The following is a 16,304-nucleotide window of genomic DNA, read 5'->3' as shown; positions in this document are numbered from 1 at the left end:
AGCCGCAGCGGGATCACGCGTCGCCGCCGGTGGTGATGCCCTCCTCGGCGGCCCAGGCGCGCAGGGCGTCGGCGGCGGCGTCCTTGCCGATGAGGCCGCGGTCGAGGCGGAGGTCGAGGAGGAAGCGGTAGGCGCGCCCGACGAGCGGGCCGGGGGTGATGCCGAGGATCTCCTGGATCTCGTTGCCGTCGATCTCCGGGCGGATCGCGGCCAGCTCCTCTTCCTGCGCCAGACGCTCGATCCGCGCCTCCAGGTCGTCGTAGGTGCGGCGCAGCCGGTCGGCCTTGCGCTTGTTGCGCGTGGTGCAATCGGCGCGCGTCAGCTTGTGCAGGCGGCTGAGCAGCGGCCCGGCGTCGCGGACGTAGCGGCGGACGGCCGAGTCCGTCCACTCGCCGGTGCCGTAGCCGTGGAACCGCAGGTGCAGCTCGACGAGGCGGGACACGTCGTTGATGACGTCCTTCGGGTAGCGCAGCGCGGTGAGCCGCTTGCGGGCCATCTTCGCGCCGACGACCTCGTGGTGGTGGAACGACACCCGGCCGCCCGGCTCGAACCGGCGGGTCTTCGGCTTGCCGATGTCGTGCAGCAGCGCCGCCAGCCGCAGGATGAGGTCGGGGCCGTCCTCCTCCTGGGCGATCGCCTGCTCCAGGACGATCAGCGAGTGCTCGTAGACGTCCTTGTGCCGGTGGTGCTCGTCGATCTCCAGGCGCAGCTTCGGCAGCTCGGGCAGGACGTGCGCGGCGAGGTTGCTGTCGACGAGCAGCGCCAGGCCCTGCCGCGGGTACTCCCCGCACAGCAGCTTGGACAGCTCGTCCCGGACCCGCTCGGCCGACACGATCTCGATGCGGCCGGCCATGTCCTTCATCGCGCGGACGACGTCCGGGGCGACGGTGAAGCCCAGCTGCGAGGCGAACCGGGCGCCGCGCATCATCCGCAGCGGGTCGTCGCTGAAGGAGTCCTCGGGGAGGCCCGGCGTCCGCAGCACCTTGCGCCGCAGGTCGGTGAGGCCGCCGAACGGGTCGGTGAACTCGCGCCCGGGGAGCCGCGCCGCCATCGCGTTCACGGCGAAGTCGCGGCGGCGCAGGTCCTCCACGAGGGACGTCCCGTACGAGACCTCCGGCTTGCGGGACTTCGGGTCGTAGGACTCGCTGCGGTAGGTGGTGATCTCCAGCTCGACGCCGTCCTTGCGGAGGCCGATGGTGCCGAAGTCGATGCCGATCGTCCAGTGCGCGTCCGCCCAGCCGCGGATGATCTCCAGGGTGCGCTCGGGCGGCGCGTCGGTGGTCAGGTCGACGTCCTTGGTGGGACGGCCCAGCAGCGCGTCCCGGACGGGCCCGCCGACCAGTGCCAGCTCGTGACCGGCCGCGGCGAACCGGGCGCCGAGGTCGTCGGCCACGGGCGCGATCCCGCGCAGCAGCTCGGCGATCGCGGTGCGGCGCGAGGACTCTGGGGTCACGTTCTGGTCAGGCACGGCCATCGAGCGTATTTCCTTGGTTGACGGGCTGACAAAGGACTTTCTGGCGATCCACGGGGGTTCGGGCGGGAGTACTTTCGGGGGCCGAAGGAGGACGTGGCCCTTCCCATGCCGCGATCCCCGGGTTACGTTGCGGACACCCCGATGACGCCTGCGCGACCCGGAGAGCCCCCCGCACGACAACGGTAGCGGGATCCGAAAGGCCACGGTCCGCCGCACCTGCGGATGAGGCGCATCGTGAGGGTTTTACGTGATGTATGACGCGGGTTAGATCGGTCGTTTCGGGTATGTGGGGATTTCCCCCGCAGAGTGCGAAGCACGGGGACACAGCGAACCACGTTCCGGGTGTGAGCGGGGAGACCCCCCGCGGGATGGAGCCGAACATGAAGGACGCTCTCGTCATCCACCGCGCGCTGCTCGAATGGGAGGCCGTGCACGAGATCGTGCGGCTGCCCGTCGCGATGGGGAACGCGGACGAACTGCCGAAGGCGCTCGGCCTCCCGGCGGACCGGTGCCTGGTGACGCGCGTCTACTCCTGCGAGGACGCCCGCGGCCGGCCCTTCCTGACCGGCGTGCTCGTCCCGGCCGGGCGGCGGCCCTCCGCGGAGGCCGTGCGGCTCGCCGCCGGCGCCCGCACCGTCCGCCCCGCGCGCGCCGACGTCGTCAACGCCGTCACCGAGTACGCGGCGGGCCTCGTCTGCCCGCTGCTCCTGCCGGACTCGGTGACCCTGCTGATCGACCACCGCCTCACCGACCGGCTGCCCGCCGACGACGTCGTCTACACCGCGACGGGCGAGGCGTCCACCGCGCTCGGCATCCGGGCCGGCACCCTGTTCGCGCTCTGCCACGCCAAGCCCGCCGACCTCCTCTCCCCGCCGCCCGCCCGCGCCCCGAACCTCGACCGCGCGGCCACCTGAGCCTTCCCGGGAACCGGTGCGCGGGGCCCGGCGCGCGGGGCACTGCATCTAGACTCGACGCCGTGGTGCGGGAAATCCATGCCCGCCGTCCCGAAGCCGCCTGCACGGTGCCGGACGGCCCCCGGGCGGACGCGGAGTGAGAGCGGGCGCGGCGTGAGGACGGTCCAACGCGTGGCGGCGCTGGCCGCGCTGCTGCCCTGTCTCGCGATGGCGGCTCCCGCCGCCCTGGCGCCCCCGGCCGGTGCCCGGCCGCCGACCCGGGCGCAGGCGCTCGCCCGCGCGCAGGTGGCGCTGGCGCTGACGAAGGTCACCCCCAAGACCGTCGGCGAGAACTCCAAGATCGAGATCTCCGGGGTGGCCAAGAACCGCACCGACGGCCAGCTGCCCGGCCTCACCCTGCGGCTGCGGTACAGCGCGCAGCCCGTCACCAGCCGCATCCAGCTCGACCAGATCGCGAAGGGCCAGCCGAGCGCGCTCCCCAACGTCGGCCCGCAGCAGCCGCTCGCGGAGGCGGCCGGGCCCGGCGTGAAGCAGAACTGGACGTTCCGCACCAGCGCCAGGCAGCTCGGGCTGCGCGCGCCCGCCGGCACCCCCGGCGTCTACCCGGTGGGCGTCGAGGTGCTGAACTCCGCCCAGCAGGTGGTCGGCGGCCTGACGACCTTCCTGACCCTCATGCCGAAGCAGCGCCGCTTCAAGCCGGTGGCGGTCGGCTGGATCGTGCCGCTCATCGACCGGATGCACCGCACCAACGACCAGACCTTCATCGACGACCGGCTCACCACGGACCTGTCGCCCGGCGGCCGGCTCCGCAGGCTCGTCGACGCCGCGGCCGGCACCAACACCCCTCTCACCTGGGCGATCGACCCCGCGCTGCTGGACGACGTGCAGCGGATGGCGGCCGGCGACTACTACGTCCGGGCGCCCGGCGCGAAGAAGGCCACGCGCAAGGAGAAGAGCCGGGTCGCGGCGGAATGGCTGACGTCCCTGAAGAACGCCTCCAAGGGCGACCCCTACTTCGTCCTCCCGTACGGCGACCCCGACGTCACCGCCCTCGTCCGCCGCAAGACGACCCGCGACATCGGCACCGCGTTCGACCAGCGCAACACCGGCGTGGTGGCGCAGATCCTCGGCCGGGCGCCCGACGCGCACGTCGCCTGGCCGGCCGCCGGCGCCGGCGGGCCCGGCACGCTCGACCAGCTCGCCAAGTACGCGCTGAAGGACGGCGGGACGTTCCTGATGAACAGCTCGCAGTTCCAGAACCCGGCGAACGGCGCGCAGCCGAACGCGGCCAGCGCGCTCCAGACCCACCTGGGCGTCAAGAAGACGCTCATCTTCGACCAGACGATGAACCAGATCGTCAGCGACGGGGGCGAGGTCGGCGTCCGGGGCCCTGCTCAGCGAGCAGCGCTTCCTCGCCGAGACCGCGGTGATCGCGGGGGAGGCGCCGAACGCCCAGCGCACCGTCGTCGTCGCCCCCGACCGGTACTGGAACCCCGCCGACGGCCTCGCGAAGAGCCTGCTGAGCTACACCAAGGGCGCCGCCTGGCTGCGCGAGGTGCCGCTGCGGAAGATCGAGTCGACCGCGCCGCAGCAACGCGTCTTCAACGGCTACCCCGACCCCTACCAGCGCTACGAGCTCGGCGACGCCCACCTCGACCACACCCAGGCGATCGCGGAGCGGGCGGCGGCGTTCCGGGCCGTGATGACCGGCCCGGTCAAGATCTCCTACGAGCGGGCCGTGCTGCGCATGGAGTCGGTGGCATGGAGGTCCTCCCCGGGACGCGCCAAGCGGGCGCGCAACGAGCTGGAGAACGAGCTCAAGTGGGACATGCGCAAGGTCCGCGTCGTCACCACCAAGAACAAACGCGTGCTGATGGGCGGCAGCTCCGGCCGGCTGCCGGTCCTCGTCGAGAACACGCTGCAGGACCAGGCGGTGGCGGTCAGGCTCGTCGTGACCTCGGAGAACACCGCGAAGCTCCGGCTCGGCGGGCTGGACCCCGACGACGCGCTGATCGAGCTCCGGCCGGGCGAGCGCGCCCAGCGGTGGATCCCGGCGCAGGCGGCCGGCAACGGCAACTTCAAGGTCAACCTGGAGCTGCAGATCCCGGAGTCGCGCGGGCGGACGTACGGCAGCGGCGAGAGCATCACCGTCACCGTCACCGGCTACGGGCGTATCGCCCTGCTCATCACGGGCGGCGGACTTGCCGTACTCTTCGTGGGCGTCGGAGTGCGGGCCATCAGAGCGAGGCGCCGCCGGAAAGCGGAGGCAGCCGGTGACGGACCGACCGGAATGGGATCGGCAGGGCCAGGGGAACCAGGGGACGGGTTCCCCGGTTCCGGGCTCTCAGGGGCCGGGATACCCGCCGCCGAATTCCCCGGGGTATCCGGGTCAGGGCCATCCCCAGAGGCCCCGCCCTCCCCAGGGCCCTCCCCAGGGACCCCCGCAGGGCCCGCCGCAGGGCCCCACGCCCCAGGGACCTCCTCCCCAGGGTCCCCCGCCGCCCCGCCCGCCGGACCGGGGACGCCCGGCCCAGCCGCACCCGGGCCCGCCGTACCAGAGCCCCCGGCCTCCGCAGGGATACCCGAGCCCGCCGCCGACGGGCAGGCCGCCCGGCGCGGCGAGCACCGCCGCCGAGACGGCGATTGACCTGCCCCTCCCCGGAGGCGGCTCCCCCGTCGCCGACACCACGATCGTGGACACGCCGGGCCCCGGCGGCTCCGGTGACTCCGGCGGTTCCGGGAAGGGCGCGTCCGGCATCCTGCGGTCCGGCGCGATCATGGCGGTGGGCACCCTCGCGTCCCGCGTCACCGGCTTCCTGCGCACCGCCGTCATCGTCGCGGCGCTCGGCACCGGGCTGCTCGCCAACGCCTACAACACCGCCAACACGATCCCCAACCAGATCTACGACCTGCTGCTCGGCGGCATCCTGACCAGCGTCATCGTCCCGCTGCTGGTCCGGGCGAAGCAGCGCGACCAGGCCTACGGCGAGCAGTACGAGCAGCGCGTGTTCACCCTCGCGGTGATCGGCCTCGGCGCCCTCACCGTCGTGTCGGTGCTGCTCGCGCCGCTGTTCATCAGCGTCCTGGCGGGCAGCTACACCGGCGACCAGCGCGAGGTCGCCATCCTGTTCGCCCAGTTCTTCCTGCCGCAGCTGTTCTTCTACGGCGTCGGCGCGTTCGCCGGTGCGATCCTCAACACGCGCGGCAGCTTCGGCGCGCCGATGTGGGCGCCGGTCCTGAACAACATCGTCGTGATCGCCATCGGCGGCGCGTTCCTCGCGATCACCACCGGCCGCGTCGACCCGTCCTCGATCTCCGACGGGCAGATGCTGCTGCTGTCGGTCGGCACCACCGGCGGGATCGTCCTGCAGACGGTCGCGCTGTGGCCGTCGCTGCGCCGCGTCGGGTTCCGGTGGCGGCCCCGGCTGGACTTCCGCCGCGGCGAGATCGGCGAGGTCGGCAAGATGGCCGGCTGGACGCTGCTGTACGTCGTCGCCACCCAGGCCGCGCTCGCCGTCGTCACCGCGCTCGCGAACCGGGCCGGGAACCTCGCCGTCGACGAGGGCCTCGGCGAGGGCTACGGCTACACCCCCTACTTCAACGCCTACCAGCTCTTCCAGCTCCCCTACGCGATCGTCGGGGTGTCGGTGATCACCGCGCTGCTGCCGCGGATGAGCCGGTTCGCCGCCGAGGGCAAGACCGCCGACGTCCGCGCCGCGTTCTCCAGCGGCCTGCGGCTCTCCTCGGTGATCATCATGCCCGCGGCGGCGCTGATGCTGGTGCTCGGCCCGGAGATCACCACGGTGCTGTTCGCGCACGGCAACACCTCGTCCGACGACGCCCTGGTGATCGCGCGGGTCATGCAGATGTTCGCGATCGCGCTCGTGCCGTTCTCCATCTACCAGCTGATGCTGCGGGTCTTCTACGCCCACGGCGACACCCGCACGCCCGCCCTCGTCGGCCTCGTCGTCACCACGTCCAACATCGTCATGGCGTTCACCGCCTACAACGTCCTCGACGTCAAGTGGATCGTGGTCGGCATCGCCGGCGGGTTCGCGATCACCAACCTGGTCGGGACGATCACCTGCTGGCTGGTGCTGCGGCGCAAGCTCGGCGGCATCGACGGCCGCCGCATCGTCGGCGGCCACCTCAAGCTCCTCGTCGCGATCTGGCCGCTCGTCGGGTTCGCCTACGCCGCCCACACCGTCGCAGACGCCCTCGCCGGCACCGACACGCTGCTGCCGGCACTCGCCACCCTCGTCGCCGGATCCGTAGGCGGCGGGCTGCTCTACGTGTTCTTCGCCAAGCTGATGCGGGTCGAGGAGATCCAGACCACGCTCGCCACGTTCGCGCGGCGCCTGCCGGGTCGGGCAAAGTAAAAGGACGCGCGGCGATAAGACGGGCCACTGGTGCGAGTAACCACTACCATGTGGGGGACTACGGCTTGCGGGGCGACACCCTGGGGAACGCAAAGAGGAGGGTCGGAGGCGTAAGCTGCCACGCCACGAACATGGGATCTGACCACCTGTGCAGGACGTTGCCGTGAGCACGTCAGTCATCGAGCCCGGCACACGTCTCGCCGGCCGCTACAGGCTTGAGAAGCGCATCAGCGACTCGGGCGGATCGTCGCTCTGGAAGGCGATCGACGAGATCCTCGCGCGGGCGGTCGCCGTCCGCACCTTCGACCCCGAATTCCCCCGGATCGCCGACGCCGTCACGTCCGCGCGCTCCGCCAGCCGGCTCACCGACCCCCGCCTCACCCAGGTGTTCGACGCCGACGACTCCGGCGAGAGCGCCTACATCGTCAGCGAGTGGGTCGCCGGCGAGACGCTGGAGGGCATGCTCGGCAAGGCCCCGCTCGAACCGGGCCGCGCCGCGACGCTGCTGTACGAGGCGTCCGAGGCGATCTCCGCCGCGCACGCCGCCGGCCTCTCCCACCTCTGCCTCACCCCCCGCGACCTCGTCTGGACGACCGGCGGCACCGTCAAGCTCCTCGGCGTCGCGATCGACGCCGTCCTCGGCGACCGGCACTCCGACGACCCCGCCGCCGAGGACGTCCGCGGCCTCGGCCGGATGCTGTACGCGGCGCTCACCGCCCACTGGCCCGGCGACGAGGACGGCTCCGGCCTGCCCGCCGCCCCCGAGGCCGACGGCGTCCCGCACGCGCCCCGCCAGGTCCAGGCCGGCATCTCCCACGCGATCGACGCGATCGTCTGCCGCTGCCTCGGCATCGGCACCGCCGAACCGCTCGCCGCCCCCGCCGACCTGGCCAAGGCGCTGCGCGGCGTCCCGCGCACCCCGCTGCCGCTGTTCGCGGGCCTCGGCCACGCGTCCCCCGCGTCCCCCGCGTCCACCCCGCCCCGGCGTCCCGCCACCCCGTCGACGGCGGCGACGACGCAACCGCACCGGCCGCCCGCGCCCGAGGCGTCCACGCCCTCGCACGTCCCGCCGCCGCGGTCGCGTGCCCAGCGGCACGCCGCCCCGCCTCCGCCGCCGGCCGCCACGTCCACCCGGACGAGCCCCGCGCACGGGCACGGCGCACCGAAACGTCCCGCCAACCGGGCCCTCCTCGGCGTCGCGGCCGCCGCGCTGACCGTCATCGTCGGCCTCGGCGCCTGGGCGCTGTCCAGCAACAGCGGCGGCGACGACCCCAAGGACGGCGGCGTCACCGACAAGGGCAAGACGAGCGCTCCGGTCACGCCGTCCGTCGCGAAGCTCACCCCGCAGAACATCGAGCCCGCCGAGCTCCGCACCGCCGCGGGCAACGGCGACGACACGATCGGCAAGCACCTGTCCACGCTGACCGACGGCAAGGCCTCCGGCCAGTGGGAGACGCAGAGCTACAACGGCGCCGACTTCGGCAGGCTGTCCAAGGGCCTCGGCGTCCTGCTCGACATGGGCAAGCCCGTCAAGGTCGCCGACGTCAAGATCCACTCCCCGGTCACCGGCGGGACGCTCCAGGTGCGGGTCGGCGACTCCAAGACCCCGACCGCCCTGCAACGGGTCGGCGAGCAGGCCCCCAACGGCGGCGAGATCACCATCACCGCGAACCCGCAGGCCACCGGCCGGTACGTGCTCGTGTGGTTCACCCAGCTGCCCGGCGGGCCGTTCAAGGGACGGCTCGGCGAGATCACCGTCTACGGCGAGGCGGGCTGATCGTCTCTCGCCCGTCACCTGAGCTGTGACGTGGAGCGGCGCATGTCTGTATCGTGCCTGTGAGCACTTTACTTTGTCCCCTCGTCCCCAGGAATCCTTGGTGCCTACCTCAGCAGCCGGTCGAGGACGTCCGGCGCCGGCCTGGCGTCCCGAACGAGAAAGCGGTCGCTCATGACGTCGGTGAGCATGCGTCGTGTCGACGAGGTGCCCGACAAGGAGCTCCTCGCCCGGCACGCCCAGGGGGACCCGCACGCCTTCGCCGAACTCGTCCACCGGCACCGCGACCGGATGTGGGCGGTCGCGCTGCGGACGCTCGGCGACCCGGAGGAGGCCGCGGACGCGCTGCAGGACGCCTGCCTTTCGGCGTTCCGCGCGGCCGGACGGTTCCGCGGCGACGCGGCCGTCACCACCTGGCTGCACCGCATCGTCGTCAACGCCTGCCTCGACCGCATCAGGCGCAAGTCCGTCCGCCCGGCGACGCCGATGGGCGACGACGCGACGTTCGACGCCGTCGCGCCCAAGATGCCGGACCCGACCGACGCGCACGGCGTGTCCCTCGACGTCCACACCGCCCTGGAGCAGCTGCCGTTCGAGCAGCGCGCCGCCCTCGTCCTCGTCGACATGATGGGCTACTCCGTCGACGACGCCGCGCAGGTGATGGAGGTCCCACCCGGAACGATCAAGAGCCGGTGCGCGCGGGGTCGCGCCAGGCTCGCCCCCCTTCTCGTCCACCACCGGAACCGACGGGAACGCAAAAACGTCGGAGGTGTGGAAGGAGGTGGCATGCCCAAGTGAACCCCGCACACCTTGACTACGACGTCTTGGCCGACCTGGCCGAGGGACTACTCGAAGACGACGAAGCCGCCTCCGTCAACGCGCACCTCGACACCTGCGCCGACTGCCGTGAGCTGTCCGCCGACCTTGCGGACGTCTCCCGGATCCTGGCGGAGGCACCCGTGCCGTCCATGCCCGCCGAACTGGCCGAGCGCATCGACACCGCCATCGCGGCGGAGTCGATGCACACCGCCACCGTGGTGAGCCTGGAACAGCGGCGCGGAAGGCGGCATTGGCGGATACTGTCGGCGGCCGCGGCGGCGGTGATCGTGGTCGGCGGCGGAGCGACCGTCGGCAAGATCGCGCTCGACGGCGCGAACGGCACCGACGGGGCGGCCCGGCACCCGGCCCAGGACCGCGCATCGGGCGAGGCCCCGCCGGGTGTGAACCCGAAGGTGGCGGCCCCGGAGCCGGCGTTCAAGGTCGCTCACAGCGGCACCGACTACCGTTCCGGGACTCTCGGCGACCAGGTAGGCCAGGTCATCGGTGGCGAGCAGGAGCTCCGCGCGAGCGCCGCACCCCCCGACGCCCGTCTCCGGGGATGCGTCACGAGCGTCGCCAACAAGCAGTCGCTCCAGCTGGTCGACCAGGCGAAGTACGACGGGAAACCGGCGATCGTCATCGCCGTGAAGGGCGACAAGCCCGGCAAGCACAACATCTGGGTCGTCGGTCCCGACTGCACCGCCCAGAACCACCATCTGCTGAAGAAACTCACCAACGCCTGACGCAGGCTTCACACATATCCGAAGGCCATGGACGCCCCGACCGCCGTCCATGGCCTTCCCTCTCACCACCTCCGGCCGGGGGTGTTCCGCTCGCGACGCGCACCAGGCGCCAAGCACCGCACCAAACCCCCACGCCCAGGCACCGCGTCCGGCACCGCGTCCGGCACCGCGTCCGGCACCGCGTCCGGCACCGCGTCCGGCACCAGCAGACCGAATACTCGGGGTGCTGGGGGGTGGGCCCGGTCGTGCGGGGGTGGGTCGGTCAGAGGGTGGCCAGGAAGTCCAGGGCGATCGTCCAGGCGCGTTCGGCGGCGTCGGCGTCGTAGTCGGGCAGGTCCGGGTCGGTGAACAGGTGGCCGGCGCCCCGGTAGCGGAAGACCTCCACGTCCGCGCCCGCCTTGCGCATCTGCAGGTACCAGGCGTTCAGCCAGTCGACGGGCTCCCACGTGTCGGGGTCGGCGACGTGCAGCTGCACCGGGACGTCGGTGGACGCGCCCTCCGCGATGTCGGACGTGCCGTGCATCAGCAGCAGCCCGCCGGCCTTCTCGTCGGCGAACGCGAGGTTCTGGGCGATGGAGCCGCCGAGCGAGAACCCCGCGTAGACGAGCCCGCCGTCGCCCATCAGGGGCGCCGCGGCCGCGACCCCGCGCCGCAGCAGCTCGTCCCGTCCGATCTCCTCCTTGATCTCGATCCCGGCCTCGGCGTCGTCGACGACACGCCCGTCGTAGAGGTCGGGGACGTGCACCTCGTGCCCGGCCGCGCGGAGCCGGTCGGCCGCCTGGTGCACCGCGGGCCGCAGCCCGTACATCGAGTGGAGAAGCAGGATCCGTGCCATGGGCCACACCCTAGAGCAGCCCTGAACAGCGCCGGGCGGGCCGGCGCGCGGCCGGTCCCCGCGTGCCGGGAATCCTCGGGCCCTAGGATCGGTTGACGCGACTGGTAGGCCGGACGTGCGGCACCGGCGGCCAACGAGGAGAGGCAAGAACTGTGAGCGACGTCCGTAACGTCATCATCATCGGGTCCGGTCCCGCGGGCTACACGGCCGCCATCTACGCGGCTCGCGGCGACCTGAAGCCACTGGTGTTCGAGGGTTCGGTGACGGCCGGCGGTGCGCTGATGAACACCACCGACGTGGAGAACTTCCCCGGGTTCCCCGACGGGATCATGGGTCCGGACCTGATGGACAACCTGCGCAAGCAGGCCGAGCGGTTCGGTGCCGAGCTCGTCACCGACGATGTGACCGAGGTGGACCTGACCGCCGACCCCAAGGTCGTCAAGGTCGGGGACGAGACCTACCTCGCCCGGACGGTGATCGTCGCGACCGGCTCCGGCTACCGGGAGCTGGGCCTGCCGGACGAGAAGCGGCTCTCCGGACGCGGCGTCTCCTGGTGCGCGACCTGTGACGGCTTCTTCTTCCGCGAGCAGGACATCGCCGTCGTCGGCGGCGGTGACACCGCGATGGAGGAGGCGATCTTCCTGACCAAGTTCGCCCGCTCCGTGACGGTGATCCACCGGCGGGACGAGCTGCGCGCGTCCAAGATCATGCAGGATCGGGCCTTCGCCAACGAGAAGATCCAGTTCCTGTGGGACAGCGAGGTGGCGGCGATCCACGGTGACGACCGCGTCACCGGCGTGACCGTCCGCAACACCAAGACCGGCGCGGAGTCGGAGCTGGAGCTCACGGGCCTGTTCATCGCGATCGGCCACGACCCGCGCAGCGACCTGTTCGCCGGGCAGCTGGAGACCGACACCGACGGCTACCTGCTGGTCGACGCTCCGACGACGAAGACCAAGATCCCCGGCGTCTTCGCCTGCGGCGACGTGGTCGACCACATCTACCGCCAGGCGATCACCGCGGCGGGCAGCGGCTGCGCGGCCGCCATCGACGCCGAACGCTGGCTCCAGGACCAGGACGCCGCCGAGACCGTCCCGCAGGCCTGACCCACCACCGCGAGGCAGGGCGGACCCCGCCCGCCGACCGGCCATGCCCACCACCGGACGGACGAGCCGCATCGCGGGCGGGGGAAGGGTCCCGCCCGCGCGAGAACAGAGGGAGAAACATGAAAGCCGTGACCGACGCCGACTTCGCGACCGAGGTCCTCGAGAACGACAAGCCGGTCCTCGTCGACTTCTGGGCGGAATGGTGCGGCCCGTGCCGGATGGTGGCGCCGATCCTGGAGGAGATCTCCAAGGAGCACGGCGACAAGATCGAGATCGTCAAGCTGAACATCGACGAGAACCCGAAGGTGCCGCAGCAGTACGCCGTCATGCAGATCCCGACGATGAACGTCTACAAGGGCGGTGAGGTCGTCAAGCAGATCATGGGCGCCAAGCCGAAGGCCGCCCTGCTGAAGGACCTCGCCGACTTCATCTGAGCCGCCTCCCGTCTCCCGCGGCGAGCGCGAAAGCGTGTGGCCCGCACTCCGTCCGGAGTGCGGGCCACACGTCGTTCAAAGCGGCTCAGATCGCCTCAGACCGGCCGCAGTGCCCCTTCGGGAGTCATGGAGCCCAGGAGCCGTTCGAGCGCCACCTCGACGTCCTCACGCCACGACAGGGCCGACTTCAACTCAAGGCGCAGCCGCGGATAGCGATGATGCGGCCGGACGGTCTTGAACCCCACCGACAGCAGGTAGTCGGCGGGCACCATGCACCCGCCCTCCTCGCCCTTGAGGTCGCCGAACGCCTCGATCGCCTTCACCGTGCGGCGCGTCAGGTCCTTCGCGACGCCCTGGACGAGCATCCGGCCGAGGCCGCCGCCCGCGAACTCCGGCAGGATGTGCGCGGTCATCAGCAGCACCGCGTCCGCGCTGACCGGACTCGTCGGGAACGCCACCGAGCGCGGCACGTACAGCGGCGGCGCGTACATCACGAACCCCGCCGGGACGTTGTCCACGTACACGATCTTCCCGCAACTGCCCCATTCCAGGAGCGTCGAGGAGATCCACGCCTCCTTCTCCAGACCGGCGTCCCCGCTGTCCTGCGCCCGCTCCCGGCTCACCGGGTCGAGTTCCCAGAACACACAGCCGCGACAGCGGTGCGGCAGATCACCGAGATTGTCCAGCGTGATGTTGACGAGACGACGCGACACCGGGTCGGCACCCCCTGCTGCGATCCTCGCCCGTCGGGCCTGGAACCCGTGGCGGCGGAAGTTCCCGGCAACCTTCCGGGACCCGCGGGCATCGTATCGGACAGGAGTTTCCCCAACCCCGCGGCTCGCCACACCCGCGGGCGTCGCCGCGATGACCATGGCGTAGTTTGCAGGGAAGCCATTTCCACCTCGGAGGTGCCTCGTGGAACAGCACTCGCGTTCAGATGCCTACGCCGATCGCTACGCCGCCCGTGCCGCCGGCATGGTGCCGTCCGAGATCCGGGCTCTGTTCGCGATGGTCGCCCGTCCCGAGGTGGTCTCGCTGGCCGGCGGGGCGCCGTACGTGTCGGCGCTCCCCCTCGACGCCGTCGGCCAGATGGTCGGCGAGCTCGTCGCCGGCAAGGGCGCCGAGGTGCTCCAGTACGGCTCCGCCCAGGGGGACGAGCTGCTCCGCGAGCACATCTGCGAGGTGATGTCCCTTGAGGGCGTCCACGCGTCCGCGGAGGACGTCGTCGTCACGGTCGGCGCGCAGCAGGCGCTCGACCTCATCACCAAGATCTTCATCGATCCCGGGGACGTCATCCTCGCCGAGGCCCCGTCCTACGTCGGCGCGCTCGGCACGTTCGCCGCCTACCAGGCCGACGTCGTGCACGTGCCGCTGGACGAGGGCGGCCTCATCCCCTCGGCGCTCCGGGAGACCCTGTCGCGGCTGAGTCGCGAAGGCCGGCGGGTCAAGTTCCTCTACACCGTCCCGACGTTCCAGAACCCCGCGGGGGTCACGCTCACGACGGCCCGGCGCGCCCAGGTCCTCGAGATCTGCGCCGAGTACGACGTGCTCGTCATCGAGGACAACCCGTACGGCCTCCTCGGCTTCGACGGCGAGCCGATGCGGGCCCTCCGCGCGGACGACGCCGAGCGCGTCATCTACCTGGGGTCGTTCTCCAAGACGATCGCGTCCGGCCTGCGCGTCGGCTGGGTGTTGGCGCCGCATGCGGTGCGGGCCAAGCTCGTGCTGGCCGCCGAGTCCGCGATCCTGTGCCCCTCGAACTTCTCGCAACTCGCCGTTCGCGAGTACCTCGCCACCCAGCCGTGGCGGGAGCAGATCAAGGACTTCCGCGAGCTGTACCGGGCCCGCCGCGACGCGATGCTGGAATCCCTTGACCAGCTGATGCCGGCCGGTTGCACCTGGACGCGCCCCGCGGGCGGTTTCTTTGTCTGGGTGACACTTCCGGAAGGCCTCGACGCCAAGGCGATGGCGCCGCGGGCGATCGCCGAGCGGGTCGCCTACGTCCCCGGCACCGGCTTCTATGCGGACGGTACCGGGCACCGGCACATGCGCCTGTCCTACTGCTTCCCGGAACCCCACCGGATCCGCGAGGGCGTCCGCCGCCTCGCCGGCGTGGTGGAGCAGGAGATCCAGCTCCGGAACACCTTCGGCGGCGCGGTCGGCGACACCTCCACCGGCGTCCAGGCACCGGGTCCGGACGTCGTCTGACCGTTTCACGTGAAACACGCTGAGGGGCACCTGCATTGGAACTCGGGCATGTCGTCGTCCTCGCCGGGGGACTTTCCTACGAGCGAGAGGTGTCGCTCCGGTCCGGACGCCGTGTCGCGGACGCCCTCCGCGCCCGCGACATCCCCGTGGAGCTCCGCGACGCCGACGCGACACTGCTGGACTCCCTGACGGACGACCCGCCGGACGTCGTGTTCCCCGTCCTGCATGGCGCGGCGGGGGAGGACGGTTCCATCCGCGACGTCCTCGAACTGCTCGACGTCCCCTACGTCGGCGCCCGTCCTGACGCATGTCGCGTCGCCTGGGACAAGCCGACGGCCAAGTCCGTCGTGCGCCGCGCCGGCCTGCGGACACCCGACTCCGTCGCGCTGCCGAAGGAGGTCTTCCACGACCTCGGCGCCACATCGGTCATGGACAAGATCGTCGGCAGCCTCGGCCTCCCCCTGTTCGTGAAGCCCACCCGGGGCGGCTCGGCGCTCGGCGCCTCCGTCGTGCACGAGGCGTCCGGCCTGTCGGCCGCCATGGTCGGCTGCTTCGCCTACGGCGACGCCGCCCTCGTCGAGCGCTACATCGAGGGCACCGAGGTGTCCGTCAGCGTCATCGAACGCGACGGCACCCCCACCGCCCTCCCCGCCGTCGAGATCGTCGCCCCCGGCGGCATCTACGACTACACGGCCCGCTACGACGCCGGCGACACCGAGTTCGTCACCCCCGCCCGCCTCACCCCCGAGGCGTCCACCCGCGCGACCGCCGCCGCCGTCACCGCCCACCGCGCCCTGGGCCTCCGCGACCTGTCCCGCACCGACCTCATCGTCTCCCAGGACGGCGAGGTCCATTTCCTAGAGGTCAACGTCGCCCCCGGCATGACCGAGACAAGCCTCCTCCCCCGAGCCGTCAGCGTCGCCGGCCTGGAGTTGGGCGAAGTCTGCGAATCCCTCCTTCAGGCCCACCTCCACTAACACCCCCGCGTAGGCCCACGGGCAGAACCACTCCCCAGATAGACGTCCAGTCCGCCGACCACGCAGAGGCGGGTCGTTGCCACCCCGCCGCCCCGCCCGCGTGACGACGCCAATGAACGACATGCCGAGGCCGACTGTGCCGGTGAGGAAGCCGTACGTGCACGGATCGGGTCCCATCCGCCTGGACACCACCCCGGCCGACGAGCCCGCCTCCGGCAAGGAGACAAGATCCCAAGCCGCCTACCCACCTCCACCACCCCACAGATCACCGGGCGCCATCGCCCGCGCCTCAGCAGCGGGACGATCTCGGCGGAAGTGGACACCGTCCATATAGTCGTTCGCCCGATTCAGCCTGAACGTCCAACACCTTGGTAAGCCTGCAGACGGGGCGCTGTGTGGCTCATTGGTCGCCGCAGCCTCTGCAAGTGAGAGCAATCGATGCAGGTGAACATGAGCTGGACCTGTCGGGGCGGCGGGCATGCAGCCAGGACCGCCCGGAAGTAGGTGCAGAGCGATCCCAGCGACAACCGATGGGCACCAAAGGCCACGCGCGTCGTGGCGACGAAGGGGTGGCGCGGATACGTAGGGACGCTGGCGGCACCCACCTCGATGCCAGGCACCTCGCATCCGGCGCGCGAGCC

At 71.7% G+C, this 16,304-nt stretch carries 12 protein-coding genes and 1 pseudogene; 10 read left to right on the top strand and 3 right to left on the bottom strand.

The genetic code is table 11. The features are described from left to right. Positions 1-13: 13 nt before the first annotated feature. Complete coding sequence (locus K8Z49_RS30360) at positions 14-1,474, bottom strand: CCA tRNA nucleotidyltransferase (protein ID WP_412515816.1); 1,461 nt, start codon at positions 1,472-1,474, stop codon at positions 14-16. Positions 1,475-1,854: 380 nt separating this feature from the next. Here K8Z49_RS30360 and K8Z49_RS30355 point away from each other — a divergent pair, with 380 nt between their 5' ends. The 6 genes and pseudogenes from K8Z49_RS30355 (at position 1,855) to K8Z49_RS30330 (ending at position 10,103) form a co-directional block, all read left to right on the top strand. Next, the gene (locus K8Z49_RS30355; RefSeq protein ID WP_021596991.1) at positions 1,855-2,388 is read left to right on the top strand and encodes an aminoacyl-tRNA deacylase; all 534 of its coding nucleotides are present in this window, start codon (positions 1,855-1,857) and stop codon (positions 2,386-2,388) included. Between the two features lie 78 nt (positions 2,389-2,466). Beyond that, positions 2,467-5,035 (top strand): annotated as a pseudogene (locus K8Z49_RS30350) (DUF6049 family protein). Between the two features lie 46 nt (positions 5,036-5,081). Further along, positions 5,082-6,767 carry a murein biosynthesis integral membrane protein MurJ gene (gene murJ, locus K8Z49_RS30345; protein WP_256255872.1) on the top strand — a complete coding sequence of 562 codons (1,686 nt, stop codon included), beginning with the start codon at positions 5,082-5,084 and terminating at the stop codon, positions 6,765-6,767. Positions 6,768-6,930: 163 nt separating this feature from the next. Next, positions 6,931-8,544 (top strand): protein kinase family protein, encoded by a 1,614-nt coding sequence (locus K8Z49_RS30340; RefSeq protein ID WP_024936616.1) that lies wholly within the window; start codon positions 6,931-6,933, stop codon positions 8,542-8,544. A 171-nt stretch (positions 8,545-8,715) separates the two neighbouring features. Continuing rightward, the gene (sigM, locus tag K8Z49_RS30335; RefSeq protein WP_024936615.1) at positions 8,716-9,339 is read left to right on the top strand and encodes an RNA polymerase sigma factor SigM; all 624 of its coding nucleotides are present in this window, start codon (positions 8,716-8,718) and stop codon (positions 9,337-9,339) included. After that, a complete protein-coding gene (locus K8Z49_RS30330) occupies positions 9,336-10,103 on the top strand; it encodes an anti-sigma factor family protein (protein ID WP_021600292.1) in 768 nt (255 codons plus the stop codon). Before sigM ends, K8Z49_RS30330 begins: the two co-directional genes overlap by 4 nt. 262 nt (positions 10,104-10,365) lie before the next feature. On the opposite strand, the gene K8Z49_RS30325 is transcribed toward K8Z49_RS30330, so the two are convergent. Beyond that, a complete protein-coding gene (locus K8Z49_RS30325; RefSeq protein WP_075024954.1) occupies positions 10,366-10,938 on the bottom strand; it encodes a dienelactone hydrolase family protein in 573 nt (190 codons plus the stop codon). Between the two features lie 152 nt (positions 10,939-11,090). Between K8Z49_RS30325 and trxB the strand changes: the two genes are divergently transcribed. Continuing rightward, the gene (gene trxB / locus K8Z49_RS30320) at positions 11,091-12,044 is read left to right on the top strand and encodes a thioredoxin-disulfide reductase (protein WP_021598156.1); all 954 of its coding nucleotides are present in this window, start codon (positions 11,091-11,093) and stop codon (positions 12,042-12,044) included. A 119-nt stretch (positions 12,045-12,163) separates the two neighbouring features. Then, positions 12,164-12,478: a thioredoxin gene (gene trxA, locus K8Z49_RS30315; protein ID WP_024936614.1), complete on the top strand. Its 315-nt coding sequence runs from the start codon at positions 12,164-12,166 to the stop codon at positions 12,476-12,478. Between the two features lie 95 nt (positions 12,479-12,573). Here trxA and K8Z49_RS30310 read toward each other — a convergent pair whose 3' ends face one another. Further along, complete coding sequence (locus K8Z49_RS30310) at positions 12,574-13,191, bottom strand: hypothetical protein (protein WP_021598158.1); 618 nt, start codon at positions 13,189-13,191, stop codon at positions 12,574-12,576. Positions 13,192-13,453: 262 nt separating this feature from the next. On the opposite strand from K8Z49_RS30310, the gene K8Z49_RS30305 reads away from it, so the two are divergent. Continuing rightward, on the top strand, positions 13,454-14,686 hold the full coding sequence (locus K8Z49_RS30305) for an aminotransferase class I/II-fold pyridoxal phosphate-dependent enzyme (protein ID WP_024936613.1): 1,233 nt from the start codon (positions 13,454-13,456) through the stop codon (positions 14,684-14,686). A 35-nt stretch (positions 14,687-14,721) separates the two neighbouring features. Further along, on the top strand, positions 14,722-15,663 hold the full coding sequence (locus K8Z49_RS30300) for a D-alanine--D-alanine ligase (protein WP_412515815.1): 942 nt from the start codon (positions 14,722-14,724) through the stop codon (positions 15,661-15,663). Positions 15,664-16,304 lie beyond the last annotated feature (641 nt).

The sequence above is a fragment of the Actinomadura madurae genome (genome assembly GCF_047130825.1).
Lineage (GTDB): Bacteria > Actinomycetota > Actinomycetes > Streptosporangiales > Streptosporangiaceae > Spirillospora > Spirillospora madurae.
The sequence above is the reverse complement of the archived record's forward strand: the minus strand, read 5'-3'. Positions and strand labels throughout refer to the sequence as shown.